Origin of the sequence: Neobacillus drentensis, assembly GCF_036962125.1 — a bacterium.
Taxonomy (GTDB): domain Bacteria; phylum Bacillota; class Bacilli; order Bacillales; family Cytobacillaceae; genus Neobacillus; species Neobacillus drentensis_B.
The window spans coordinates 49,660-74,717 of record NZ_JBALOA010000011.1 but is presented as its reverse complement, the minus strand read 5'-3'; the positions used below and the strand labels follow the sequence as shown (position 1 = coordinate 74,717).

At 39.4% G+C, this 25,058-nt stretch carries 29 protein-coding genes; 8 read left to right on the top strand and 21 right to left on the bottom strand.

The annotated features are described in order from the left end of the window. Nucleotides 1-37: 37 nt before the first annotated feature. Complete coding sequence (locus V7121_RS10195) at nucleotides 38-1,255, bottom strand: NAD(P)/FAD-dependent oxidoreductase (protein WP_335546499.1); 1,218 nt, start codon at nucleotides 1,253-1,255, stop codon at nucleotides 38-40. A gap of 455 nt (nucleotides 1,256-1,710) precedes the next feature. On the opposite strand from V7121_RS10195, the gene V7121_RS10190 reads away from it, so the two are divergent. Then, nucleotides 1,711-2,709: an NAD(P)/FAD-dependent oxidoreductase gene (locus V7121_RS10190; protein WP_335502090.1), complete on the top strand. Its 999-nt coding sequence runs from the start codon at nucleotides 1,711-1,713 to the stop codon at nucleotides 2,707-2,709. Between the two features lie 35 nt (nucleotides 2,710-2,744). On the opposite strand, the gene erpA is transcribed toward V7121_RS10190, so the two are convergent. Together erpA and V7121_RS10180 are read right to left on the bottom strand one after the other, a co-directional pair. Continuing rightward, nucleotides 2,745-3,110 carry an iron-sulfur cluster insertion protein ErpA gene (gene erpA, locus V7121_RS10185; RefSeq protein WP_335502088.1) on the bottom strand — a complete coding sequence of 122 codons (366 nt, stop codon included), beginning with the start codon at nucleotides 3,108-3,110 and terminating at the stop codon, nucleotides 2,745-2,747. A gap of 167 nt (nucleotides 3,111-3,277) precedes the next feature. Continuing rightward, nucleotides 3,278-3,517 carry a YuzB family protein gene (locus tag V7121_RS10180; protein WP_026567906.1) on the bottom strand — a complete coding sequence of 80 codons (240 nt, stop codon included), beginning with the start codon at nucleotides 3,515-3,517 and terminating at the stop codon, nucleotides 3,278-3,280. A 225-nt stretch (nucleotides 3,518-3,742) separates the two neighbouring features. Between V7121_RS10180 and V7121_RS10175 the strand changes: the two genes are divergently transcribed. Further along, nucleotides 3,743-4,810 (top strand): NAD(P)/FAD-dependent oxidoreductase, encoded by a 1,068-nt coding sequence (locus V7121_RS10175; RefSeq protein WP_335502086.1) that lies wholly within the window; start codon nucleotides 3,743-3,745, stop codon nucleotides 4,808-4,810. A 41-nt stretch (nucleotides 4,811-4,851) separates the two neighbouring features. On the opposite strand, the gene V7121_RS10170 is transcribed toward V7121_RS10175, so the two are convergent. Beyond that, nucleotides 4,852-5,178 (bottom strand): YuzD family protein, encoded by a 327-nt coding sequence (locus V7121_RS10170; protein ID WP_335502085.1) that lies wholly within the window; start codon nucleotides 5,176-5,178, stop codon nucleotides 4,852-4,854. A 128-nt stretch (nucleotides 5,179-5,306) separates the two neighbouring features. Here V7121_RS10170 and V7121_RS10165 point away from each other — a divergent pair, with 128 nt between their 5' ends. Then, nucleotides 5,307-5,567: a NifU family protein gene (locus V7121_RS10165; protein ID WP_335502213.1), complete on the top strand. Its 261-nt coding sequence runs from the start codon at nucleotides 5,307-5,309 to the stop codon at nucleotides 5,565-5,567. 76 nt (nucleotides 5,568-5,643) lie between these two features. Here V7121_RS10165 and yutH read toward each other — a convergent pair whose 3' ends face one another. Beyond that, complete coding sequence (yutH, locus tag V7121_RS10160; RefSeq protein WP_335502083.1) at nucleotides 5,644-6,657, bottom strand: spore coat putative kinase YutH; 1,014 nt, start codon at nucleotides 6,655-6,657, stop codon at nucleotides 5,644-5,646. A gap of 196 nt (nucleotides 6,658-6,853) precedes the next feature. On the opposite strand from yutH, the gene V7121_RS10155 reads away from it, so the two are divergent. Continuing rightward, nucleotides 6,854-7,369, top strand: a complete 516-nt coding sequence (locus tag V7121_RS10155) for a phosphatidylglycerophosphatase A family protein (protein ID WP_335502081.1) — start codon at nucleotides 6,854-6,856, stop codon at nucleotides 7,367-7,369. Between the two features lie 26 nt (nucleotides 7,370-7,395). Here the strand turns inward: V7121_RS10155 and V7121_RS10150 are convergent, their stop codons facing one another. From V7121_RS10150 to V7121_RS10140, 3 genes are all read right to left on the bottom strand, one after another. Next, nucleotides 7,396-8,160: a TIGR01457 family HAD-type hydrolase gene (locus tag V7121_RS10150; RefSeq protein ID WP_335502079.1), complete on the bottom strand. Its 765-nt coding sequence runs from the start codon at nucleotides 8,158-8,160 to the stop codon at nucleotides 7,396-7,398. A 65-nt stretch (nucleotides 8,161-8,225) separates the two neighbouring features. Beyond that, nucleotides 8,226-8,663 carry a DUF86 domain-containing protein gene (locus tag V7121_RS10145; RefSeq protein ID WP_335502078.1) on the bottom strand — a complete coding sequence of 146 codons (438 nt, stop codon included), beginning with the start codon at nucleotides 8,661-8,663 and terminating at the stop codon, nucleotides 8,226-8,228. Nucleotides 8,664-8,686: 23 nt separating this feature from the next. After that, nucleotides 8,687-9,985 (bottom strand): EAL domain-containing protein, encoded by a 1,299-nt coding sequence (locus V7121_RS10140; protein WP_335546497.1) that lies wholly within the window; start codon nucleotides 9,983-9,985, stop codon nucleotides 8,687-8,689. Nucleotides 9,986-10,174: 189 nt separating this feature from the next. Here V7121_RS10140 and V7121_RS10135 point away from each other — a divergent pair, with 189 nt between their 5' ends. Together V7121_RS10135 and V7121_RS10130 are read left to right on the top strand one after the other, a co-directional pair. After that, complete coding sequence (locus V7121_RS10135) at nucleotides 10,175-10,441, top strand: DUF3055 domain-containing protein (protein WP_335502075.1); 267 nt, start codon at nucleotides 10,175-10,177, stop codon at nucleotides 10,439-10,441. A gap of 60 nt (nucleotides 10,442-10,501) precedes the next feature. After that, the gene (locus V7121_RS10130) at nucleotides 10,502-10,792 is read left to right on the top strand and encodes a cytosolic protein (RefSeq protein ID WP_335502073.1); all 291 of its coding nucleotides are present in this window, start codon (nucleotides 10,502-10,504) and stop codon (nucleotides 10,790-10,792) included. A 34-nt stretch (nucleotides 10,793-10,826) separates the two neighbouring features. On the opposite strand, the gene V7121_RS10125 is transcribed toward V7121_RS10130, so the two are convergent. Then, entirely contained in the window at nucleotides 10,827-11,102 is a 276-nt protein-coding gene (locus V7121_RS10125) for a YutD family protein (RefSeq protein ID WP_335502071.1), read from the bottom strand. A 106-nt stretch (nucleotides 11,103-11,208) separates the two neighbouring features. On the opposite strand from V7121_RS10125, the gene V7121_RS10120 reads away from it, so the two are divergent. After that, on the top strand, nucleotides 11,209-11,838 hold the full coding sequence (locus V7121_RS10120; protein ID WP_420490632.1) for a YhcN/YlaJ family sporulation lipoprotein: 630 nt from the start codon (nucleotides 11,209-11,211) through the stop codon (nucleotides 11,836-11,838). Between the two features lie 146 nt (nucleotides 11,839-11,984). On the opposite strand, the gene lipA is transcribed toward V7121_RS10120, so the two are convergent. Then, a complete protein-coding gene (lipA, locus tag V7121_RS10115; RefSeq protein WP_335502068.1) occupies nucleotides 11,985-12,902 on the bottom strand; it encodes a lipoyl synthase in 918 nt (305 codons plus the stop codon). 194 nt (nucleotides 12,903-13,096) lie between these two features. Between lipA and V7121_RS10110 the strand changes: the two genes are divergently transcribed. Further along, nucleotides 13,097-14,101 carry a M23 family metallopeptidase gene (locus tag V7121_RS10110; protein ID WP_420490631.1) on the top strand — a complete coding sequence of 335 codons (1,005 nt, stop codon included), beginning with the start codon at nucleotides 13,097-13,099 and terminating at the stop codon, nucleotides 14,099-14,101. A 21-nt stretch (nucleotides 14,102-14,122) separates the two neighbouring features. Here the strand turns inward: V7121_RS10110 and yunB are convergent, their stop codons facing one another. The 11 genes from yunB to V7121_RS10055 all read right to left on the bottom strand — a co-directional run bounded on the left by yunB (nucleotide 14,123) and on the right by V7121_RS10055 (nucleotide 25,056). Beyond that, on the bottom strand, nucleotides 14,123-14,944 hold the full coding sequence (yunB, locus tag V7121_RS10105; protein WP_335502066.1) for a sporulation protein YunB: 822 nt from the start codon (nucleotides 14,942-14,944) through the stop codon (nucleotides 14,123-14,125). 146 nt (nucleotides 14,945-15,090) lie between these two features. Then, nucleotides 15,091-15,393 (bottom strand): YunC family protein, encoded by a 303-nt coding sequence (locus V7121_RS10100; RefSeq protein WP_335502064.1) that lies wholly within the window; start codon nucleotides 15,391-15,393, stop codon nucleotides 15,091-15,093. Nucleotides 15,394-15,456: 63 nt separating this feature from the next. Then, nucleotides 15,457-16,809: a bifunctional metallophosphatase/5'-nucleotidase gene (locus tag V7121_RS10095; RefSeq protein ID WP_335502062.1), complete on the bottom strand. Its 1,353-nt coding sequence runs from the start codon at nucleotides 16,807-16,809 to the stop codon at nucleotides 15,457-15,459. Between the two features lie 7 nt (nucleotides 16,810-16,816). Continuing rightward, on the bottom strand, nucleotides 16,817-17,638 hold the full coding sequence (locus tag V7121_RS10090; protein WP_335502060.1) for a sulfite exporter TauE/SafE family protein: 822 nt from the start codon (nucleotides 17,636-17,638) through the stop codon (nucleotides 16,817-16,819). Nucleotides 17,639-17,658: 20 nt separating this feature from the next. Next, nucleotides 17,659-18,504 carry a DUF72 domain-containing protein gene (locus V7121_RS10085; RefSeq protein ID WP_335502058.1) on the bottom strand — a complete coding sequence of 282 codons (846 nt, stop codon included), beginning with the start codon at nucleotides 18,502-18,504 and terminating at the stop codon, nucleotides 17,659-17,661. 113 nt (nucleotides 18,505-18,617) lie between these two features. After that, entirely contained in the window at nucleotides 18,618-20,015 is a 1,398-nt protein-coding gene (gene sufB / locus V7121_RS10080; protein ID WP_335502056.1) for a Fe-S cluster assembly protein SufB, read from the bottom strand. A gap of 57 nt (nucleotides 20,016-20,072) precedes the next feature. Continuing rightward, the gene (gene sufU, locus V7121_RS10075; protein WP_098572377.1) at nucleotides 20,073-20,510 is read right to left on the bottom strand and encodes a Fe-S cluster assembly sulfur transfer protein SufU; all 438 of its coding nucleotides are present in this window, start codon (nucleotides 20,508-20,510) and stop codon (nucleotides 20,073-20,075) included. Next, complete coding sequence (locus V7121_RS10070) at nucleotides 20,500-21,729, bottom strand: cysteine desulfurase (protein ID WP_335546495.1); 1,230 nt, start codon at nucleotides 21,727-21,729, stop codon at nucleotides 20,500-20,502. The genes sufU and V7121_RS10070 overlap by 11 nt, the downstream gene beginning before the upstream one ends. Continuing rightward, on the bottom strand, nucleotides 21,729-23,039 hold the full coding sequence (gene sufD / locus V7121_RS10065) for a Fe-S cluster assembly protein SufD (RefSeq protein WP_335502051.1): 1,311 nt from the start codon (nucleotides 23,037-23,039) through the stop codon (nucleotides 21,729-21,731). Before sufD ends, V7121_RS10070 begins: the two co-directional genes overlap by 1 nt. A 21-nt stretch (nucleotides 23,040-23,060) precedes the next feature. Continuing rightward, nucleotides 23,061-23,846 carry a Fe-S cluster assembly ATPase SufC gene (gene sufC, locus V7121_RS10060; RefSeq protein ID WP_335502049.1) on the bottom strand — a complete coding sequence of 262 codons (786 nt, stop codon included), beginning with the start codon at nucleotides 23,844-23,846 and terminating at the stop codon, nucleotides 23,061-23,063. 358 nt (nucleotides 23,847-24,204) lie between these two features. Further along, the gene (locus tag V7121_RS10055; RefSeq protein WP_335546493.1) at nucleotides 24,205-25,056 is read right to left on the bottom strand and encodes a MetQ/NlpA family ABC transporter substrate-binding protein; all 852 of its coding nucleotides are present in this window, start codon (nucleotides 25,054-25,056) and stop codon (nucleotides 24,205-24,207) included. Nucleotides 25,057-25,058 lie beyond the last annotated feature (2 nt).

The following is a 25,058-nucleotide window of genomic DNA, read 5'->3' as shown; positions in this document are numbered from 1 at the left end:
AAGGGACAGATTTCTCTGTCCCTTTGGGTATAATTTTTTAGAATACGTTAAATTTTCCTTTTTTCAATACAAGTCCCGCACCGCCAATCATGTAAAGCGAGCGATTATCGACGACTTTCTTCATGAAGGATGCTTTTGCACCAGTCAGTTTTTTACCAAAAACAACACCGATTGCATCATCTTCACCAAGGGAGCAAACCGTCCCTTTATTATCGAACGTGAAGGTTTCTAGCTCCGATTTATTACGAACTAAAGCTGCGATATTACGGGCACAAACTTCCCCTTGCTGCATAGCAATTTGTGCAGTCGGTGGATATGGACGGTTGATTTCTTCATTAATCATCAATGAACTGTCACCAATCATAAAAATATCATCGAAACCAGGAACGCGAAGATCCGGCTGAACTTTGACCCGGCCTCTCATTGCTTCAAATCCCGATTTTTCAATGATAGCATTCCCGCGAATTCCTGCCGCCCACACTACAGTACCTGCTTTGATTTCACGTGGCTCATCTTCACCTTTCGCGACAAAGATGCCTTCTTCCGTACATTCCTTAATCGCTGTTCCGATTAAGAATTCGACCCCTTTTCGTTCCAGTTGTGAAACGGCATAGTTCACTAGTTCAGGCTCAAAACCTGGGAGTACGGTTGGTGCCGCTTCGACACAGATAATTTTTACTTTATGGAAATCCACATCGTATTCATGGCATAATTCAGGAATTCTATTGGTTAATTCACCAAGGAACTCAATTCCTGTAAATCCAGCACCACCAACAACAATCGTCAAGCGATTGTCATTTTTTTCTTCCTCCATATTGTATGTGGCAAATTGGTATTCAATATGTTCGCGCAATTGACGGGAAGAGTTTACATTGGAGATTCCAAATGCATACTCCTTCAAGCCTTTAATACCAAAAGTTTCTGGTTCGCCTCCAAGGGCAATAACAAGGTAGTCATAACTGACTTCCCCTTTTTCTAAAATAACCTTTTTGTCTTCTTTGTTGATTTCAGTTACAGTATCTTGAACAAAATCCACTTTACTGCGGTCAATAACTGAACTAATATCATAGCGTACACGATCGTGATGTAACGTGCCTGCGGATGCCTCATGGAGCCATGTGGTTTCATAGTGATAATCATTTTTATTAATTAATACTATATCAGCCTCATTCACGCCAATTAACTTCTGTAAGCGAACTGTTGTCATTAGTCCACCGTAACCAGCACCAAGAATAACAATTTTAGGCTTTCTCAAAGTGATCACTTCCACCCTTTAATTTTTTAGATAAACCCTCTTGTTCTTAGTTTCCACTGCTTTGACCAAATTTATTTTGTATAATAGAAAAATCTATGTGATATACTTCACGTACAAGGCTAAAAAAAACGAGATACCTGGAAAGCATATAGGTCAAGCGTGTAATTTGCTAAGAATGTAATTTTTCTTAACAGACATAAAAATGTGCTTTTTATGTCACAAAAATTTAACAATCTATCTTCCATACATATTATGCTACTTTCACACGATTATCAAGCAATTTTCATAAATTTGTACTAAAGTTTAGTAGATTTAATTAAATCATGCCGCCTGAAACCGGTGTTTTAAAAATTGCAAAAGATGTGAATATTACCCCATAAAGAAGATGTGAGAATTTTTTATTTTATGATATTATAGTGAGTGGAGTTTCTTACTAGAAGTTGGGGGGATACGGAGTGCAAGAGAATCAAAAAGTTTATGACATTACCATTATCGGTGGCGGTCCTACTGGTCTATTTACTGCTTTTTATGGTGGAATGAGACAAGCATCAGTTAAAATAATTGAGAGCTTGCCACAACTGGGCGGTCAATTGTCAGCGCTTTATCCAGAAAAGTATATTTATGATGTAGCTGGTTTTCCAAAAATCCGTGCACAAGAATTAATAAATAATTTAAAAGAACAAATGAAGAAGTTTGAACCTACCGTTGCACTTGAGCAATCTGTTGAAAAGCTAGAAAAACAAGAAGATGGTACGTTTAAGTTAACAACAAATAAAGAAGTACATTATTCAAAAACGATTATTATTACGGCTGGAAATGGTGCGTTCCAACCACGTCGTTTGGAACTTGAAAGTGCCTCTCAATATGAGCGTAAGAATCTCTACTATTTTATTGAAGACTTAAATCAATTTGCAGGTCAAAAAGTGGTCGTGTTTGGCGGCGGCGATTCAGCCGTAGACTGGGCATTAATGCTTGAGCCTATTGCTGAGCAAGTTTCGATTGTCCACCGCAGAGATAAGTTCCGTGCCCACGAGCACAGTGTAGAAAACTTATATAGCTCAAAAGTAGATGTGAAGACTCCATTTGTACCCGCTGAACTAATTGGCGATGAACACGGCATCAAGCAAGTCGTTCTCGAAACTGTCAACGGTGAAGAGAAGGTAACGGTCGATGTTGATGCCGTTATTTGTAACTATGGATTTGTTTCTTCCCTTGGACCAATTAAGGAATGGGGCTTAGAAATCGAAAAGAATTCGATTGTCGTGAATTCGAAGATGGAGACGAATATTCCAGGGATTTATGCAGCTGGAGATATTTGCACCTATGAAGGAAAAGTAAAGTTAATTGCCTGTGGCTTTGGTGAAGCACCAACTGCTGTTAATAATGCGAAAGCGTTTATTGACCCCAAAGCAAAAATTCAGCCATTACACAGTTCTTCAATGTTCAATAAATAGAAAAAAGCGTCCCACGTTGGACGCTTTTTTTCTATTTAGCATTCTTCCGGTGTGCCTGTAGCAGTCGCCGTTCTAAACGAAGACCCACAACCGCACGATGCGATCGCATTCGGATTGTCAATGGTAAAGCCGCCGCCCATCATGGATTCCTTATAATCAATCTTCGTACCTTGTAATATCGCAGCACTTTCTTTATCAACTAAAATTTGAATTCCAAATTGTTCAAACTGAAGGTCATCTTCGTTCATCTCGTGATCAAAGCCCATTCCATAAGATAAACCGCTGCATCCGCCGCCTTTTACGCTGACACGCAACAATGCACCTTCTTCGCCATTATGTTTAATCATTTCTTTAATATGCAGCGACGCCGCTTCTGTTAAAATAACCACATTATTACTCATAATCGTACCCTCCCAATCCGAGGCTTTTATTAAATTATATACAGTCTATGTTAACTACTCAAATAATTAGATTCCCATAATCTATATTATTCATTATATAAAAATAAGGGAGCGGCACGCTCCCATAGTTTATTTCCAGCTCTTGAGTCAAGGCGTAGAGCTTATATTTAAAACATTGGATTATCCTCTAAATATTGGTAAATGTTATCTACAAGTTCGTCAGGTGTTTTTCCTGTTACTACTTCCCCGTTGACAAGCGCATATAATGTAGTTGCACATTTTCCACAATAGCCAAGACAACCATATTCGATAATATCCAAATTAGGATCTTTCTCTAACTTTTCAAGTGCCTTCTGGGCCCCATTCGCAAGATTACTAATACAAAATTCGATAATGGGTTGAATCATTACTTTCACCTCTCCACAACTACTTATCCTACGCTATTTCACACACTTCGTCAATTACCATGGTTACTACGCCTATGTCAAGAAAACTTCGAAAATTGTTGTTATATCGACACATTTTCGCTATACTCGTATGTGGTAAAGAAGCGGAATTATTTTTTTTACAAACTTTTATTACAATTCAGCCAACTCTTAAATGAAATCCGGTTATTCAAAGGGGAAATAAAAATGAAAAACCTTGTAATTCTTGGTGGCGGATACGGAGGAATGAAGATTCTTAACGAAATTCTCCCTAACCATTTACCTGAGGACATGACAATAACACTAGTGGACCGTGTACCCTATCACTGTTTAAAAACAGAGTACTACGCATTAGCAGCAGGAACGATATCAGATAAAGAAATCCGGGTGGATTTTCCGGAGCACCCACGATTAAAAGTAGTCTATGGAGAGGTCACTGCTATCCAAACAGTTGATAAAAAGATATTGCTAAAGGATGCCGAACCAGTTTTCTATGATGACCTTATCATTGGTCTTGGCTGTGAGGACAAATATCATGACGTCCCAGGAGCGGACCAGTTTACTTACAGTATACAGTCAATTGAAAAGTCGCGACTTACCTACTCCGTCTTAAATAATCTCGGACCCGGCTCAGTTGTTGGGATCGTGGGAGCAGGACTTAGTGGCGTAGAGTTAGCAAGTGAATTAAGCGAAAGCCGCTCAGACTTGAACATCAAATTATTCGATCGAGGAAAACATATTCTCTCCTCTTTCCCAGAACGGTTAAGCAAATATGTAGAAAATTGGTTTGTAAGAAATAATGTAGAAATCATTAACGGTTCAAATATAACCAAGGTCGAAGAGAATGTATTGTACAATCACGATCAGCCAATTCCTTGTGATGTTATTGTTTGGACGGCAGGAATCCAAGCCAATCAGATTGTCCGTGCGATGGACGGGGAAAAAGACGGAATGGGAAGGATGGTAATCACCCCACTCCACCATTTACCAACTGATGAACATGTCTTTGTTGTCGGTGATTGCGCCAGTCTTCCACATGCGCCAAGCGCTCAATTAGCAGAAGGACAGGCTGAACAAATTGTAGAAGTATTGAAGCGGCGTTGGAAGGGTGAAGAGCCGCCAACTTCCTTCCCACAAATTAAATTAAAAGGGATCCTCGGTTCACTTGGGAAAAAGCATGGGTTTGGGATGATGGCAGACCGCGCCATCACCGGACGAGTCGCTCGCATGTTAAAATCCGGTATTCTGTGGATGTATAAGTTTCATAACGGCTAAAAAGTTAAGAAGCATTCCGTGGTAGGAATGCTTCTTACTTTTCAACCGGCTTGAAAACCATACTTCTCCAGTTCAGAAAAAATGGTTTTCAAGCGAGGATTTCCCTCGCCCACAATTTTTTCCTTGATAACCACTATCGGATAAAACATATCCTCTTCAATCACTCTTTTGGCAAAGTTTTGTTTTTCGCTTTCCCCTTTAGGTTGATAAATATCAACATACGTCATCTTAAAGGGCTGGTCTGGAAATTTTCTAGCTATCGCCGCTTCGAGCCATTCAAACGTTTCTTTGGAGGAAGGTAAATTTACACAACTCGGACACAATTGTTCGGCACCATAAACAACAATTTCTACTTCTGAACTACTCATCTACATCATTCCCCCTTTTTATTTCAGATTAACTCATTTATACGATAAATCCTACGAAAATGTCTATAAATGTGTGTTTTCCTAATTTCTGATAATGGATTTTTCACGCTGATGACATTATAATATAAATTATAGGAAGGGAGTCGATTAATTTGGCAGAACAAGAAATTTTTGAACAAGTTCAGGAAGTACTAGATAAATTACGTCCATTTCTCCTTCGCGACGGCGGGGATTGTGAATTAGTAGATGTTGAAGAAGGCATTGTTAAACTTCGCCTACTAGGTGCATGCGGAAGCTGCCCAAGTTCAACTATTACGCTAAAAGCTGGTATTGAACGAGCACTTTTAGAAGAAGTACCGGGCATCGTTGAAGTAGAACAAGTTTTCTAAAATATATGCGGATGTGCTTATATAGCCTAAAAAAAGCGGTTACCATTTGAGAGGTAATCGCTTTTTTTGCTTCAATTTAATTGTAAAGCCATTCTAATAGCGGAAGGTTTAATCGCTTGATCGGTGCATCCGTCAGCTGATAAAAAACAGCCAAAAATCGCTCGTAGTCACCTGACTGCCGTAAAATCCTCATTAACTTTTCCTCTAATACCTTTTTATCCTGTTCTGAGGTGGTTATATAATAATTCTCTATACATTCAAAGTAATGGAGTGGAAAAATCAACCGGGAATATAATAATCGCCATGAAAAGGGAGATAATGGGGCAATACTCTGATATTCTTCGAAAAAGCGCTTTAATTCAACATCATAAGTTTGTGAATTGTGGAGATATCGTTCTCTGGTCCATTCAGCTATGTCTCGGCTGCGATGGTCAAATACCCAGTCGAATGGATTTTTGATCATATAATTATTAACTGGTCCCCATGTCTTTTGGGTAAACCGTTCATGGCATACTGTTCCACTGTCCGTTTCAAGTGGTTCATCATCAATCTCTGTGTCCACTAAATATTGAATGGCGTTCTCTGTTAAGCCAAGATAATAGGGAAAGGAATCAATAAACATCCGTTGAAATTCATCTTCAGGCGTTTGAAAAAGAAGACCATTCCATACCTTTTCCATTTGCTCCAACCGTTTTTCCCATAGGGACTTCCATTGCCCAATCCGGCTGGACCTCTCAATTTGAAAAGGAGTCTGACGGCCACGCTCGTGAAATTTAGCTAATTTTCTGCCCAATTTAATTTTTTTTTGTTCTTCAATTTGCTGATTCGCAAGCACACAATATTTACTTTTTTCCCATTCCGTAATTAATTGGCCTTCTTTGGTCGGTAAAAAGACAGGGACATTTTGATCGCCATAATTTCGTAAATGCTCGGCGATTTTTCCAAGCTCGGCAATATCTTGTTCCTCCTTCCCCGTTGGCTTAGAGATTAAATAGAGCCAGCCATTTCCTCTTAAGGCATCATACCTATCTAATTTGACATATTCCTCCACCGTAATGCCATATTGATTTTCTAACATTTTCTGCAGCATGGAAGTCCACCTCGTTTCTTTCCCTTTTCTTATCTCATGTATATGTTTTAGCTTAAGAAAACTTGTTCTTGAATAACGGAGAAAAATGAAGGGGAATATAAGGTTTTAACCATGCTCTATTTTCGAAGTCATTTGCATAAGTTAGAATAATACCGTAAAAATATAGTTAAAATTCATAGAAAAGGTGATCAAAGGGATGGCAGACGACAAAAAAGTAAATCTAACCGAAGAAACGGCGCGTAGATGGTTAAAAGAGAGAGGCGTTGAGGTACAGGATATCGCTGATTTAGTTTTCTTTTTACAGGAAAAATATCACGAGAATTTAAAAATGGAGGACTGTCTAGCTAACGTCGAACGTGTTCTTTCGAAACGGGAGGTTCAAAACGCAATTTTAACAGGAATTCAACTGGATATACTCGCGGAAAAAGGAATGCTTGAGGAGCCACTTCAATCCATTATCGGTTCAGATGAAAGTCTTTATGGGGTCGATGAAATTCTAGCCTTTTCGATTGTCAATGTATATGGATCGATTGGTTTTACTAATTACGGTTACATCGATAAGCTAAAGCCAGGAATCTTAGCGCATTTAAATGATAAATCAACTGGGGAGTGCCATACTTTTTTAGATGACATCGTAGGAGCAATTGCTGCGGCTGCATCAAGCAGACTTGCACACCGGGCAGCACGAGCGGAGAAAGAAAAAAATAATTAGGAAAGGATGGGCTGCCCCATCCTTTTTTATATCTCCCATTGATCTAAGGAGTCAACAGTGTAGGTTGGCATGCGGTCATAACTGGAAAGCATTTCTTTTGTGGTTACCCCCGTATGTACCAATAACGTGTCCATGCCTGCATTCATACCAGCTAATATATCCGTGTCGTAATAATCACCAACCATTAATGTCTCTTCCTTCGTCGTTCCTAACACCTTTAATGCCTGTTCCATGATAATTGATTCCGGCTTGCCAATAAAAATCGGCTTGGTTTGTGTAGAAACAGAAATGACTGCTGTTAATGACCCATTCCCTGGAAGCAGCCCTCTTTCTGTAGGAATTGCAATATCCCCATTTGTAGAAATGAACGTCGCACCATTACGTACAGCCAAACATGCGACCGCTAATTTTTCATAACTGATCTCTCGGTCGATTCCCACTACAACATATTCAGCCTGTTCTCCGCCAAATTGTAAACCCTTTTCTTCTATCGCCGTCCGAATCCCCTCTTCTCCAATTACATAAACAGAAGCATCATTCTTTCGCTCATAAATGTAATTGGCCGTAGCTTGGCTCGTTGTGAATACCTGATTTTCTCTTGCTGGTATGTCAAACTGAGTCAATTTTTCCGCAACCTGTGCTGGTGTTCTTGACGAATTATTTGTCACAAAAAGATAGGGGATCTGATGATTGCGGAGATTCTTTACAAAGTCTGATGCTGCTTCAATCCGCTCAGTACCTTTATACATTGTTCCATCTAAATCAATTAAATAACCTTTATATTTTTTCATAAATTATCACTCCCAGATTTATTATTCCCCTAAACAGCAAAAAGACCGCGCCAACGGTCTAATAATCAGTTTTTAAAAGCCGAAACTGGTCCTAATTCTGTTGCAAGATATTCACGGACGTTAGCTGCAAAATTGACCAGTTCATGTAAATGTTTCGAAAAAGTTTCCTGAAGCTCACGATGGTTCACATCGGTATACAATTGGACCAGTCTTTTTCGATACTGTATCAAGATTTTTAAACAACTTCCAGTTTCAGCTGAGATGACTTTTTCGTCCATTAAAATATCAATAATATCATCATAACTGCCAGGGTCACGCATAATGAAGCCATCGATCATTGCATTTCCTACGTCTAAAACCGATTCAATCATCATCTGATTTAACCTCTCTAAGGCTGCCTTTTCCAGTGGGGTCGACCATTCCTTTTGGCTTAAAAAAAGTTGAATTTGCATTTCTAAATATTTAAGGATTTCTTCAATTTTTTCCCTATCAACAAAATACATTTAATCACCTATTTCCATTTTTTCTATGATGTTTTTTTTACAAATGCAGTTGGACGAGCATAGAAAAAACCTTGTGCTAAATCAACATTATTTCTCTTCAGCACAGATGCCTCTTCCTCATTTTCAATACCTTCCGCTACTACGAGGGAACCAGCTTCTCTCGCAATCAGCATTAACCCCTGTAACATTGATTCTTTCACCGAATTTTTATCAATATTAGAAATCACTGAGCGATCAATTTTAATAATATCTGGCATGATATCACTGATAATACTTAAACTAGAATATCCCGCCCCCGTATCGTCCATGGCAATTTTATAGCCCATTAATCGCAGCATTTTAATGTTATAGATAAAATTTTTTAAGCCATCAATTGAATCATTTTCAGTTATTTCTATCGTTATCTGCGCGGGAGAAATAAGAGGATATTGCAGCATTAGTTTTTTTAAATCGCGTGTAAACTGAATATTTCCAAGCGTTAATGGTGTGCAATTGACAAAAATATTTTGTCGGCATCTTGTTGCCTTTATTTGCTCTAATACTTTTTCAAAGACCAACAACTCAAGTTCGTAAAGCATTCCTGTTTGTCTAGCCACTGAAAAAAGCGACAAAGGACTCTCTAACACAGTCCCTGCTGGACCACGAGAGAGCATTTCTAAAGCCCTTACTTCTTTTGTTGCTACATCTATAATTGGTTGTGCTAATAATTTTATTTCCTGTTTAGAAACAATTTTCTTTATCGAGTGAACCATTTCATTCCATTCCGATTTGACTCTTTTTTCTGCCATCGCCAGTGCCTGTCTTCGAGCACTTTCAACTGAATGCAACACAGAAAAACTCTGTTTCTCAACAAACATATACCCTGATTCAAACTGAGGTTGTAGAGATGGATATAATGGATACAGGCCTTTTTCAACATGATATATAATCTTACCCATAATTGTGTTTATTTCTGAGAGACTATGGTGCATATAATCAACTTTGATAAAAAGGGTAAGACCGTCACTATAAAAATCATGCAAGGTGATGATATCCTGCTTGGCAATATGCTGTTTTATGGTCATTTGAAAAGCTTTTTTTATTTGCTTTAGGAGTTGTCCATACTGAACATGACCCAATTGCTCTGCAATATTGCTGATATCCTTTAAATTAAAGACTATCACCGCCACATCTTGTCCATTATTAATGGCAGCTGTAACCCCCTCCAAAACAGGATCTCGCAAAACAAATTGAGGAGGATAAAAACGTATGGACGAAAGAGGTAATAAAATCTTTCCCCATTGCATTACATTTTTGACCTTTTCCATGTAACGACGGATCATTCAATCATTCCTCTCACGGGTCACCCATTCAATCATTCAAATTAATTGTAACATAATTTGACATCATTCGCGTTTTTCGTTTTCTAAAAACTAATGAAAATTATGTAAACATCTTTACTCCCCTAGATCAGTATTATTTGTTACTATATAGAAGATGTTAAAAAACCTACTTTTAAAGGAGACCATTTAATGAAGGATCGCTTTTTCTTATACGATGATACAGAAGATACAAAAACAAGATTTGTCAGCTTTGTTGGTGAAAATCAACGCTTTGATATAGCCATTGTTCAAAGTGACCGCCATTATGGGAAACATCTTGTGCTGGATATGCAAGGAAACCGCTTTGCGATTATTGGCTTAGATGATTTACAAGAGGAAGGTTACTTAGAGCACGCTTTTCAGTTAAATGAAGAAGACGCGGAGGAACTAAGATCCTTTTTAATGGAATTAGTATAATGGTTTTTCATGAATTACACTCCCATTGAAAATAATAGTCCTAAAGGGGGCGTAATAAAAGTGAAGGAAAACGATGCAGAAAAATATACGGATTTATCCAATGTAGAAAAACAAAGGAATTTTCTGACGGCAGAGGAATTTCCAGAAGGTCCGTTCGGATCGTCAATCCGGCAGGACGAACCGGTCGAGAACAAAAGCACACCATGGGAAGAAGGGCAGCGGGCATATAGTGCCTTTAACTATGAAAATAAAACCCTTCATCAAGATTTACCAAGACAGATGGACGGGGCACATCCAACCCATGATAATCCAAATGAAGACCAACAGCCTCCATACAATGAATCAACATGAAAGAAGGGTCAGCATACATGCTGGCCCTTTCTTTCTATTTTTTTACTTTTTTCAATACAAAATACGCACATCCAAAATTACAGTATTCATATAGATATTCACTGAGCGTGCTTATTTTTGTATCGAATGTAGCTTTTTGGTTTTGGTCGTCGAAGAATCCCTTTAAGCGGAGTTGTCCATAACCCCAATCCCCAACTACATAATCATATCTTGTTAAAATATCACTAAATCTTGCTTTAAGGGCTTCCTCATTAAATCCGTTTCGATGCTCTTGGACGATTTCATAAACGGTGTTGTTCATTACTATCATGATATTTCACCTCATTTGCCAGCTAATTCCTAATACCCATTATAACCGATTCCCCATCAATTACTAAGAAAAAAAATCCTCTAACTGGCTATTCTAAGAAAAGGAGGTGTTTAAGTTGAAAAAATTAGTCGTAATCTTGGGGTTGTGTATGCTAACCGCTTTAACAGGATGTACAAAAGATACGGGTAACCAAGATATTTATGAAGAAAGTGGTAATACCATTAATGTAAACAATAAGCGGCATGATCTCTATAATGAAGGGGCAAGCCGTGGTGTTCGTAATGCTAGTAACAACTATGGCTTTGTCCGGCACCAAAAAAGCCCACTCATGAATGATAGTTCAGCAAATGATCATTATTCAGCTCTAGATCGAGAGCAAGTGGCTAACATTATTAGTAAGTTAAGTACCGATATTCCGAATGTACATGATGTGTCAACACTTATCACTGACCAAGAAGTATTAATTGCCTATACTACCGATTCAAAGGATCGAAATTTAACTGCTGACCAAGTAAAGAAAACAGCTTTGTCCGTCGTTCCAAGATATTACCACGTGTATGTTACTGATAATAAGGTGCTGAGGAAAGATGTTGAAAATTTGGCAAACATTGATTCAACAAGCAGAAACGCCCGTAATTTAGTCAATGGGCTAATCCAACAAATGAAAAAATCACCGCAAGGGCAGCGTGTCAATGACAGCGAAGATGAAAATGGTAGAACAGCGGATGATAAATAAAAAAGCGGAAGCGACCTGTCCAGCGGCGTATGGCCTGGAGCTCTCCAACTGAGATAAANNTAGGGCGCTGGAGCTAGGCAATTCTCAAAGTGAATCCTTACCAATAAAAGAAGAGTTCAGTCACTTGTGGACTGAACTCTTTGTTTTTATGCTTCCTGTGCTTCTTGCTCGCCAAGGGCCTGCTTATGTTTTGCCGCTGCGTTTACTTGCTCATCCGCATGATAGGAGGAGCGGACAAGTGGTCCTGCTTCGCAGTGGCTAAAACCTTTGCTAATGGCAATTTCCTGTAATTCTTTAAATTCATCAGGACTATAATATTTCTCAACCTTGAGGTGACCTCTAGTCGGCTGTAAATATTGGCCAATCGTCATAATGTCGATATGGTTGGCTCTTAAATCATCCATGACCTCGAGTATTTCCTCTTTGGTTTCGCCTAAGCCTACCATTAAACTCGATTTTGTTGGGATATTCGGCTGCATTTCTTTAGCACGGCGGAGGAATTCAAGAGAACGATCATATTTTGCACGAGCTCGGACTCTTGGTGTTAGTCGTCGAACTGTTTCAATATTATGATTTAAGATATCTGGTTTTGCATCCATTAACATACGTAAGTTTTCTTCTTTTCCACCCATATCCGATGGAAGAACTTCAATGCTTGTAAATGGATTTTTCCTACGAATGGCTCGGACCGTTTCAGCAAAAATGGCCGCCCCTCCGTCTCTAAGATCATCACGGGCTACCGCAGTGACAACGACATGCTTTAAATTCATCAACTGAACAGAGTCGGCCACTCGTTCTGGTTCCTTCCAGTCTAACTCAGTGGGCAAACCAGTTTTAACAGCACAGAATCGGCAAGCACGGGTACAGGTATCACCAAGAATCATGAATGTTGCTGTTCGTCTTTCTGCCCAGCATTCATGAATATTAGGACAGCGTGCTTCTTCACATACTGTATGGAGATTTTTTTCACGCATCATTTTCTTTAATCCCGTATAGGACTCATTTGTATTAAGTTTTATTTTTAACCAATCCGGTTTTCTTAGAATATCTTCTTTTTTACTCATTAAATGCTACACCCCTTGAAGCAGTAATGGATCTTCTTTTGTCACTTTAACATACTGAATTACTATCGACAAGCAAATTGGTTTAGATAATCTGTACCCATCTCGGGCAATTCGGCTTTACCATTTATTAACCATAATGAAATGGTTGAGAAAACATAAACTAACCTTGTACATTAATTGGAAGGAGGATTCTTGTGCGGGCTGTTCTATTAATAGGAACTTTTCTTTTTTTCTTTGCCTCTTCATGGTCTGCTAAAGAAGTTCAGGTTCAGGCTCAAGTAAATCAACCAAATCCATACCAAGAACGAATGAAGCTGTATAAGAAAGTGGAAACAGTTACACAAATCCCTTGGTACTATTTAGCGGCCATTGATCAATACGAAAGAAGCATCCGCCAGGTCCGCAGAGACTTACCTAAACCAGATAGCGTCATCGGTATCTATTTTCGTCCAGAAGAATGGGGTGGTTTAACTAACCCAAATCCTTTAGAAGAAAACCCAGCTACCATTCAATTCTTTGATGGCTTAGGTGTGGATGGTGATGGTGATGGGAAAGCGAGTCTTAAAAATGATGAGGATGTTCTCTATGCCTTTGCTCATTATCTCCTCTCATACGGTGTCGACCATGATAATATAAAAATAGGTCTATGGAATTATTATCATCGCGATAAGACTGTTAGCATTATCGCTGGAAAGGCAAAAATCTATCGACATTTTGGACGAATTGATTTAGATACACAAGTATTCCCTGTTCCAATCCGCAGCAATCATAGCTACCGAAGTACCTGGGGCTCTGCCCGCGGCTGGGGCGGCCGCAGGATTCATGAAGGTACCGATATTTTCGCTGGTTACGGCGTTCCGGTTCGAGCCACAAACTATGGCATTATCGAAATGAAGGGCTGGAACAAGTTTGGCGGCTGGAGAATCGGTATTCGCGATATTAATAACACGTACCATTACTTCGCCCATTTAAGCGGTTTTGCTAAAGATTTAAAGATAGGCCAGGTCGTTGAGCCGGGAACTGTTATCGGCGGTGTCGGAAGTTCTGGTTACGGTCCTCCAGGCACCTCAGGAAAATTCCCGCCCCATTTACATTATGGGATGTACAAAGACAACGGTGTGACTGAATGGTCGTTTGATCCTTACCCGCATTTAGCCAAATGGAAGCGAATTGAAAGGATAAATGCACGCAAAAAATAGGACAATCCAAAGTGGATCGTCCTATTTTTTCGTTTCTGTTTTTTTGTTGTCTGTTTTTTGAGTGTTTGCATCCTTGGCTTCCGTCTTATTATCTGGAAGCTGTATGGATGGACTAATACCGCTTCCCCCATTATAAAACTGTGGAACATCACCTTGGATGAGCGACCCATCAACAGGTATACTTTGCGTCAGCTTTGTGATTTTGGTAGCAAATGGAGTGATGATTTGCACAGATACTTCGATATGAATGGAAACATCGACCCATGTATTATTAATACCAACCTCTTTTGTCTCAATTTTTACATCTGGCTCAACTTCACCAATCGCATGGAATTTGACTGGAATTCTCGGTCCTAAGTTCCCTAATAATGAGATATTTGTTGCTTGGCCGAGGGGAACATACCAAATAATCCCGTCTTCCTTTTCAGAGTCTTTCGTTTCAATTTCTACGTCTGTTAACTGCTCAAGTGAGGACAGATCGCCTTTTTTGGCTGCTTTTAGGTTCTTTTGAATTTGTGCAGTTGTTTCCGCTAAGACCCGATTTATATAGGTAGTATTGAGCTTAACATTTGATGCCTTGCCATTTTCACTTGGCAAAATCACAATGACATTATTGTCTTCCCCAGTATCTGTTGTCCTTTTTGTAATTGCTTTATTAATTACTAACGAAGCAATATTTCGGGTTTCAGAAGTTGCAATTCTCATTAAGGTTGGTTCAATTCCCTTATTGACTAACCATAATCCTGTCGCAGTCGAAAAGAGAAAAAAGACAAATGTTAAGAGCATGACATAACGGAAAGGCAACGGCCCCTTCTTTAAGCGCCGTCTGCGAAACTTCGCCAAAACAATCACCCCTTCAAGCTATATGTATGCTTTGAAAAGGGGAACTAGCCTAAAATTCAGGGAAATTCATCTTAAGAACCATACTTTTTTTGATTTTGGGGCATCTGTGATTTATTAGAAAAAAGCTTGCTTTCCATCGCAAGCTTTTAAATCATCTTCGCTAATGCGTCCTTACCAATCATCCCCGGATGAATGCCTAATTCCTCTGCTTCGATCGTGACTGACTCTAACGGCGCATTCAGAAGCTGCTCGATTGTCCTTACTCCGACTGCTCGACCGGCAATAATTTTGCGATCCTTTAATTTATCATTTAATAACCCTACGTCTAAGGCCCCGCACATGATATAGCCTTTCTCATTTGAGATTGACAGTAAGGTAGTTTTTGGAAGTAATACAGTAACAGCGATAAACGTATGTCCATCGATATCAATGGGTAAAAGATCAACCACGGATTCCACACACTCCTTTCCTTTCTACAAATTATGATTAGAAGGGAAAAAGCGTGTTATTTGCTATGATTCCAATTGTAATTTCCACTTTAATAAATCGCGTAAGAATTCTGGAAGGAAGTACCTTTTTTCTTTTTGTGGAAGAACATCCTTAAAAAAATGACCAAACGTGAACATATCGGGTAGGGCCAAGGTATAATTTTTTTCATAGTTCAATTCCATTCCATTTACGAGGATACCCTCATTTTGAAAGCAAATTTGGTCATAGACAAACACTCCTAAAAGCGTTCCTCTAAAACCAAGACCTTTGATTTCTCGATGGACTAAACTTTCGTCTTTCGTCTGCCTAATTACACTTTCCAGTTCTTTTCCCGTTAATTCAACTACACAGGGATTAATCGGATGCGGACAAATAGTCAGCAAATCGTAAACTGTCACATCCCCTTTTAATGGGCCTAAGATGAGTCCTGCGTTAATCAGCGCACAATCTGTGTTACACCATTCTCTCAACGCCCTGGACAACATTCGTGAGAACTCAGTTTCTCGAAATAGTTCCGATTTTAAAGGTGTAGCTAACGTAGTTACCTTTTGATTTAATAGTGATTTTCCTTTTGAAAAATAACCGTCAATTTGATCCTGCTCATTTTGTACCCTTGGTAATTCCTTACTATCAATTAATACGGCATATTTTTCTGTAATGCTTTTCCGCTCATTCAGATGGAGCGTGACGTGCCCCACAAAATGCCCATACTTACCTGCAGCCCCAAGAAGTGTATTGCCCACGATCTTTCCTTTTTCAAGAAAGTGGTGTGTATGAGAGCCAAGGATCACATCAATATCAGGGAATTCCGCCGCGATTGATTCATCTTCAGGAAGACCTAAATGGGAGAGTAATATAATGAGATCGGATTCAGCTTTTAATGGTTCGATCCATTTCTTTAGCTCTTCAACCGGTTCAGTCACCTTCCAGCCTAATAATCCATACAAATGCACAAAGTATGCGGTTAGACCAATTACCCCCACTTTTGTACCCTTTTTTGTTTGATAAACTTTATATGGTTTTACCCAGTGAGGGAATCCTTCGTCGGTCGTGTAAAGGTTTGCTAGTAAAACATCGAATTGAGCATGTTCATAAAGCTGATTAAGGTCATCATAGGGGAGGTTCACCCCTTCATTGTTCCCAATTGTTACAGCTGTGTACTGGCATTCATTTAAAAGGTCAATGTTTCCCTTCCCCTTCGTTGCTTCCGAAAAAGGATGCCAGCGGTCAATAAAATCACCGATATCAAATAGGAAAACATCCTCCTCTTCTTGGTGATGAATGATTTGCTTTTGAGCAAGGAACTGCTTGATTCGCGGCCAATTTTCTAGATGACTGTGGACATCATTTGTATGATAAATATGTATTGTTTCCATTTTTAACCTACCCAAAAATTCCTTGATAAATTAAACGAATCCCAACGATGATGAGAATCGCGCGTAAAATTAACACGATTGTTTTACTCTTCAGCTTTGTGTTTAAATAGACACCAATTTGGGCTCCAATCCATGCCCCAGGGACTAATGCCAGTGCGTACATCCAGTCAACATTCCCTAGGGTAATGTGCGTAATCGAGCTTAATAATGAGGTTGGTAAAATCATAAACATCGATGTAGCCGTAGCCACATGGGGCGGAAAAAAGAATATTAATATCATCGTCGGTACCATTAACGAACCGCCGCCTACTCCAAAGATTCCTGAAATAAAACCAACAACTAAAGCAATGAGAATCGCCATCACTGGATTGTATCCATATTCTGAAGTATTTCCTCGATTATCGGTAAATGTGCGGACGATTCCCCGATCCTTTTTATATGGTAATGGCTTTAATTTGTCCTTTAGCAATAAAATAATCGACACAAATATAATAAATAGTCCGAAAAAGATATTAAAGGTCTTCATATGTAAGCCTTCGGTAACCCAGGCGCCCAAAATACTTCCTGGTCCGCTGCCAATCAGAAAAATTAAGCCGCTTTTATAATCAATGGTCTTGTGTTTCATATAAGCTAAGGTCGAAGAGAGCCCTGTAAAAATCATCGTAAAAAGAGATGTTCCCACTGCAACCTGCGGTGTGATATGTCCGAAGGCTGACAGGGTTGATAAATAAAGTAATGAAGGGACAATTACAATCCCGCCTCCTAAACCAATGAGCGAGCCTAAGGAGCTTCCGAGTATACCGATAATTACAATTAAGATCCATTCCATGTTATTCCTTCTCCTAACTTTTATAATAGATCCAACTGGCGTGGAGCAAGCCCATTGTATTCAAGATGCAAAAGATTGATCATTTCCTTAGCATTATCTGCTGCATCTCCGCCAGAATTGTTGTTAAAAAGGAGATAGATATCTTTCGAGTCTTTGACTAATTCTTGAATCGAGTTTGACCATTCTTCTAGCTCTTGATGGTTATAGCGGTAAAGATAACGAACCTCGCGCCAATCCACTCCTATTCGTTTTTGCCAGCCATGAATATTACGGCCATGAAATCGGACGAGGACCTTCTCAGGCGTGGTGGAGTGCAATACTGTTGGGATGGACCCTTCACCTGACTGTGGTTCATCACAAATGCTATGGATCCATTTTTCTTCCGTCATAAACTCGATTGTTTTTTGAAGATATTTCGGTGAGAACCAGGACTGGTGTCTGAATTCTAACGCACAGGGAATCTCTCCCATTTCCTGCTTACACCATCTTAAGTATTGGACATTTTCTCTCGTACACCTAAACCACGGTGGGAATTGGAAGAGAGACATCGCTAATTTATTTGTTTCTATGTATGGTTCGAGCGACTCTTTGAAGGCCATAAACATCGCCTGTTTATTTTCAAATGGAATCCCTCCGCGCATATGTCCGGTCATTCCTTGGTAAGCCTTGACGATAAACTGAAAGCTGGCTGGTGTGTCTTTAACCCACTTTTCAGCGTTGCTTTGCGGCTGAATGGCATAGAAGGCTGAATCAACTTCGACAATGGGAAAATGACCCGCATACGCTTTTAGCTTGTCCCGTGAGGATATAGCGCCAGGATAAAGGCTGTCGTGGTCGCCCCAGCCCGTTACACCAATATAGATCAAACAACTCACCTCCAACTATTAATAATAGCATATCCATTTTTTGTAGGTGGCAATTTTTGAATGAAAAAAACCCACCTGCCAACTATGGCAAGCGGGTAAATTTTTCAAAAATATTAACCGATTGAGCCTTCCATCTCAAACTTAATGAGACGGTTCATTTCAACGGCATATTCCATTGGCAATTCTTTTGTAAATGGCTCGATAAAGCCCATTACGATCATTTCAGTCGCTTCCTGTTGCGAAATTCCACGGCTCATTAGGTAGAAGAGCTGCTCCTCGGAAACCTTTGAAACCTTGGCTTCATGCTCTAGTGAAATGTTATCGTTTAGAATCTCATTGTATGGAATGGTATCTGATGTTGATTTGTTATCCATAATTAACGTATCACATTCGATATTAGAGCGAGCCCCGTCTGCCTTGCGTCCGAAGTGAACCTGGCCGCGGTAGGTTACTTTACCGCCATGTTTAGAAATCGACTTAGAAACGATGGTGGAGGACGTGTTTGGTGCTAAATGAATCATTTTTGCACCCGCATCTTGGTGTTGACCTTTTCCAGCAATCGCAATCGAAAGCGTCAAACCACGAGCGCCTTCGCCTTTTAAAATAACAGCTGGGTACTTCATCGTTAATTTTGAACCGATGTTGCCATCAATCCATTCCATTGTCGCATTTGCGTCACAAACGGCGCGCTTAGTTACAAGGTTAAAGACATTATTCGCCCAGTTTTGAATGGTTGTATAACGGCAGTATGCATCTTTTTTAATAATAATCTCTACAACGGCACTGTGTAAGGAGTTCGTTGTATAGACCGGTGCTGTACAGCCTTCCACGTAATGCACGTGTGCGCCTTCATCAACAATGATTAGGGTACGTTCAAATTGACCCATATTCTCTGAGTTGATGCGGAAGTAAGCTTGTAATGGCGTATCCACTTTTACACCTGGTGGCACGTAGATGAACGAACCGCCAGACCAAACTGCTGAGTTTAATGCGGCAAACTTATTATCTGTTGGCGGAATAACCTTGCCCCAGTGTTCACGGAAAATATCTTCATTTTCTCGTAAAGCAGAATCTGTATCCTTAAAGACAATCCCTAAATCTTCAAGTTCTACCTTCATGTTGTGGTAAACAACTTCCGATTCATACTGTGCCGATACCCCTGCAAGGTACTTCTGTTCTGCCTCAGGAATTCCTAGTTTATCAAAAGTTGCTTTGATTTCTTCAGGAACTTCATCCCACGATTTCTCAGATTTCTCAGATGGTTTTACATAATAAGTAATTTCATCAAAGTTTAATGAATTTAAATCGCCGCCCCATTGTGGCATTGGCATTTTGTAAAAATGCTCAAGCGACTTCAAACGGAAGTCTAACATCCATTGTGGTTCATTCTTCAACTTAGAAATTTCTTTTACTATATCAGCAGTTAAACCGCGCTTAGATCGGAATATGGAAACGTCTTTATCGGCAAAACCATATTTATAATCACCGATTTCCGGCATTTTTTTTGCCATCGCCCTTGTTCCTCCATTTCTTAAACGAATAAGGCCTAAAAAATGCCCTATTTCATCCTATTCTTTTTCCTCTTCTTTCAATCCTTTTTCCATTGCTTTCCAAGCTAAGGTTGCACATTTGATGCGGGCTGGGAATTTAGCAACCCCTTGAAGTGCCTCGATATCCCCTAAATCGATATCTTCGTCATACTCTTTGCCTTGCATCATGTCCGAAAAGATTGTTGATAGCTTTAATGCTTCCTCAATCGTTTTCCCTTTAATCGCCTGGGTCATCATTGAAGCGGATGACATGGAAATCGAACAGCCTTCGCCTTCTTGCTTGGCATCAACCACAATTCCATCAACTACTTTAAGTGTCAATTGAATTCGGTCCCCACATGTTGGGTTATTCATATTAATCGTCAGACTGCCATCCTCTAAAACGCCACGATTGCGTGGGTTTTTATAATGGTCCATAATCACCCGACGGTAAAGATTATCTAAATTAGAAGACATCGCTGAAATACTCCTTTGTTTTAACAAGTCCTTCAACAAGTTTATCTATATCATCTTCTGTGTTGTATAGGTAAAAGCTTGCACGTGCTGTTGCTGAGGCTTTTAGCCATCTCATTAACGGTTGGGCGCAATGATGTCCGGCACGAACTGCAATCCCTTCTGCGTCAAGAACAGTTGCAACATCATGTGGATGAACATCACTTATATTAAAGGTAATTAGTCCAGCACGCTTTGCCGCATCAAGGGGTCCATAAATCGTCATGCCTTCGACAGCAGCCATTTTTTCTAAAGCATACCCAGCCAATTTATGTTCATGTTCGGCGATTTGGTCTAAGCCTACCTCGTTTAAAAAGTCGATGGCAGCCCCAAGACCAATCGCACCAGCAATAATTGGTGTACCGCCTTCGAACTTCCAAGGCAGTTCTTTCCAAGTTGATTCGTACAATTGAACGAAATCAATCATTTCGCCGCCAAATTCAATTGGCTCCATATTTTCGAGCAGATGTTTTTTTCCATAAAGAACACCAATGCCGGTTGGACCGCACATTTTATGTCCTGAAAAAGCAAGGAAATCACAATCTAACTCTTGAACATCAATCTTCATATGCGGGGCACTTTGCGCACCGTCGACTACCATGATTGCTCCATTTTCATGAGCAATTTGAGCAATCTCTTTGACTGGATTAATGACACCAAGTACGTTGGAAACCTGCATAACAGAAACAATCTTGGTGTTTGCAGTAATCGTTGCTCGAGCATCATCAAGCGAAATGGTTCCATCTTTTTTCAGCGGAATATATTTTAACTGGGCACCAGTCCGTCTTGCCACTTGCTGCCACGGAATGATATTACTATGGTGCTCCATATAGGTAATAACAATTTCATCGCCTGCTTTTAGATTAGCTGCAGCGTAACTTGCAGCTACGGTATTAAGAGAGGTCGTCGTTCCTCTCGTGAAAATAACTTCCTGAGTGGACTTGGCATTGATAAACTTACGAACCTTTTCCCTTGCCCCTTCGTAAGCATCTGTTGCTTTTGTTCCTAGTGTATGCACGCCACGATGGACATTGGAATTAATTTCACGATAATATTTTTCAATTGCCTCGATTACTTGGAGCGGCTTTTGTGATGTTGCAGAACTATCCAAGTATACCAATGGCTTGCCATTGACTTCTTGATCTAAGATAGGAAATTGTGCGCGAATATCCTTGATATTCATTAGCGTACTTTCCTTTCAATGACTTCTGTTAACTGTTTCTTTACCCCTTCAATCGGCAGTTGATTCACTACTGGAGCTAGGAAACCATGGATAACTAAACGCTCAGCTTCTTCTCTACGAATTCCGCGGCTCATCAAGTAGTAAAGTTGAACAGGGTCTACACGGCCGACAGATGCAGCGTGTCCAGCCACAACATCATCTTCGTCAATTAAAAGAATTGGGTTGGCGTCTCCTCGTGCTTTTTCACTTAACATCAACACTCGAGATGTTTGTTCTGCATCAGATTTTGATGCACCATGCTCAATTTTACCAATACCATTAAAAATCGATGTCGCACTATCCTTAACCACACCATGATTTAAGATATTTCCTACCGTATGTTTGCCGAAGTGAACAACCTTTGTAGTAAAGTTCTGAGTTTGTTCGCCACGTCCGACAACCACTGTTTTTGTATCGCCAATAGAACCGTCACCTAGAAGGTTGGTTGTATTTTCAGAAATGGTATTTCCCTCATTCATTAATCCAAGGGCCCATTCAATTTGAGAATCTCTGCCAGCAACGCCGCGACGATTCACATAAGTTGTTGTTCCTTTAGCTAATGTGTCTACCGCACCATAGCGTACACGTGCATTCACATTGGCAACAACCTCAGTTAAGATATTAACTAAATTATTAGATGTTTCCACTGTGGAAATGTAGTTTTCAACGTAAGTTACAGCACTATTATCCTCGGCCACAACAATTACATGGTTAAATAAGTTAGCTTCGGCATTGTCTTGAACGAACACTGCCTGGATAGGTTCAGTGACTTCAACATTTTTTGGAATGTATAAGAAAACTCCACCATTAACCAAGGCAGCATTTAAAGCCGTTAAGCGATGTTCATCAGCATTGATAGCCTGAGTGAGATAATACTTCTTCAGGATTTCTCCGTGCTCTTTTGCAGCAGTAAAAAGATCCGTAAAAATTACACCTTTGCTTTTTAGTTCTTCTGATAAAGATAAAAAGGCAGGAGTCTGATTTCGTTGAATATATAAATTCTTATTTTCGGCTTCCATGTCAATTAATGCTTTCACTTCTTCTGATAAATCAGCAAGCGATGTGATAGGAGCACTTTTTACTGTATGTTGAGTAAACTGGGTGAAGTTCCATTTATCAATCTTTGTTTTATCAGGTCTTGGCATTGGTAGTTGCTCGAAGTCAGTTAATGCCTTCAAACGGAGCTCTTCGAACCAAGCAGGCTCGCTCGTTTCTTTTGAAAAAGAACGAACATTTTCCTGATCAAATGGTAATTTGATTTCTGTTGTCATTGTAATCCTCCTAACCCTCTCTTACGCTTCTTGCCCAACTGTTTCATCTTCAATTCCAAGCTCTTGCTTGATCCAGTCATATCCTTCAGCTTCTAAGCGTTGTGCTAGTTCAGCTCCGCCGGATTTTACAACACGGCCTTGCATCATGACATGCACATGGTCTGGAGTGATATAGTTTAAAAGTCGTTGATAGTGTGTAATAACTAAGCAGCCGAAATCTTCGGAGCGCATTTCATTAATTCCCTTTGATACTACTTTTAGTGCATCAATATCTAGTCCGGAATCAATTTCATCCAAAATTGCAATCTTTGGTTCTAACATCATTAATTGCAGAATTTCGTTACGTTTCTTTTCACCGCCGGAGAAGCCTTCGTTTAAATAACGTTGTGCCATATCAAGGTCCATTTCAAGGAATTCCATTTGCTTATCCATTTTACGAATAAACTTCATTAATGAAATTTCATTTCCTTCACCAAGGCGGCTATTTAGGGCAGAACGTAAAAAATCGGCATTTGTAACGCCGTTAATTTCACTTGGATATTGCATTGCAAGGAATAGTCCAGCGCGTGCACGCTCATCTACTTCCATTTCAAGGACATTTTGTCCATCTAATGTGATTGACCCGCTTGTTACTTCATACTTTGGATGACCCATGATTGCTGAAGATAAAGTGGATTTACCTGTACCGTTTGGACCCATGATTGCGTGGATTTCTCCACCCTTTATTTCAAGGTTTACACCTTTTAAAATTTCTTTGCCATCAATTGCTACATGTAAATCTTTGATCGTTAATGTTGATCCAGCCATATCTATACCTCCAAAGAGAACGTGGTGTTTTTATACCCTATTCTCATTTTATTCTCATTACAATCTTATAACAAATGAAATGTATTAGCAACTCTAAAACAGTAAAAACAGACCATCTATTTTCATTAAGCAAGTGCCAAATGAGAATGAAGTGCTGTTTTTAGTGAAAATTCAGACGAATATTGTCCAAGTAAAAGCACTCGAATAAAATCATACCTTATTTTTTTATCATTTTCCAATGAATTCAGGGTTAAAGTTCTTCCTATTTTACCCATAGAAGCTGTTAAGATGTATACGGTCTTTTGACAAAAAAACAGAAAAAAGCCAGTGCTCTCACACTGACTTTTCTATTATTAATCTACTCAGAAACCGGTACAACGGCACCTTTGTATTGTTCAAGAATGAAGTTTTGGATCTCTTTTGAATGAAGGACTTCAACCAATGTTTTGATTGCCGGTTTATTTTCATCACCTTTACGAACTGCAATGACGTTTACATATGGTGATTCTTTGTCTTCTATTGCAATTGAATCCTTGATAGGGTTTAAACCAGCATCAATAGCATAGTTAGAGTTGATAAGAACGGCGTCGCCTTCACCATTGTTATAGATTTTTGGAAGTAATGCTGCTTCATAATTGGTATCAAACTTTAAGTTTTTTGGATTTTCTACAATATCTTTTAATTCAGCTTTTGTTTTATCAATGCCCTCTTTTAGCTTAATAACGCCTTCTTTTTCAAGTAAAGATAATAGGCGGCCATGGTCAGCTACAGAGTTACTCATGATTAAATGTGCACCTTTTGGAAGATCGCTAAGCTTTTTGTATTTTTTAGAATAAACACCAATTGGTTCAATGTGGATGCCGCCAGCGTTAACAAAGCCATAACCATTTTCTTCGTTTTGAGCATTCAAGTACGGGATGTGTTGGAAGTAGTTGGCATCCAATTCTTTTGAAGCTAACGCTTTGTTTGGTAATACATAATCTTGGAATGTTTTGATTTCTAAGTCAATGCCTTTTTCTTTTAATAATGGTTTTGCTTTTTCTAAGATTTCAGCATGGGGAACGTTAGATGCTCCGACTACTAATTTTGTTGCTTCTGCTTCTTTACCTGTACCGGTAGTACCTTCTGATTTTTCATCTGTAGATTTGCCACAAGCTGCGACAACAAATACGATTGATAAAGCTAATAATAAACTTAGTAATTTTTTCATTT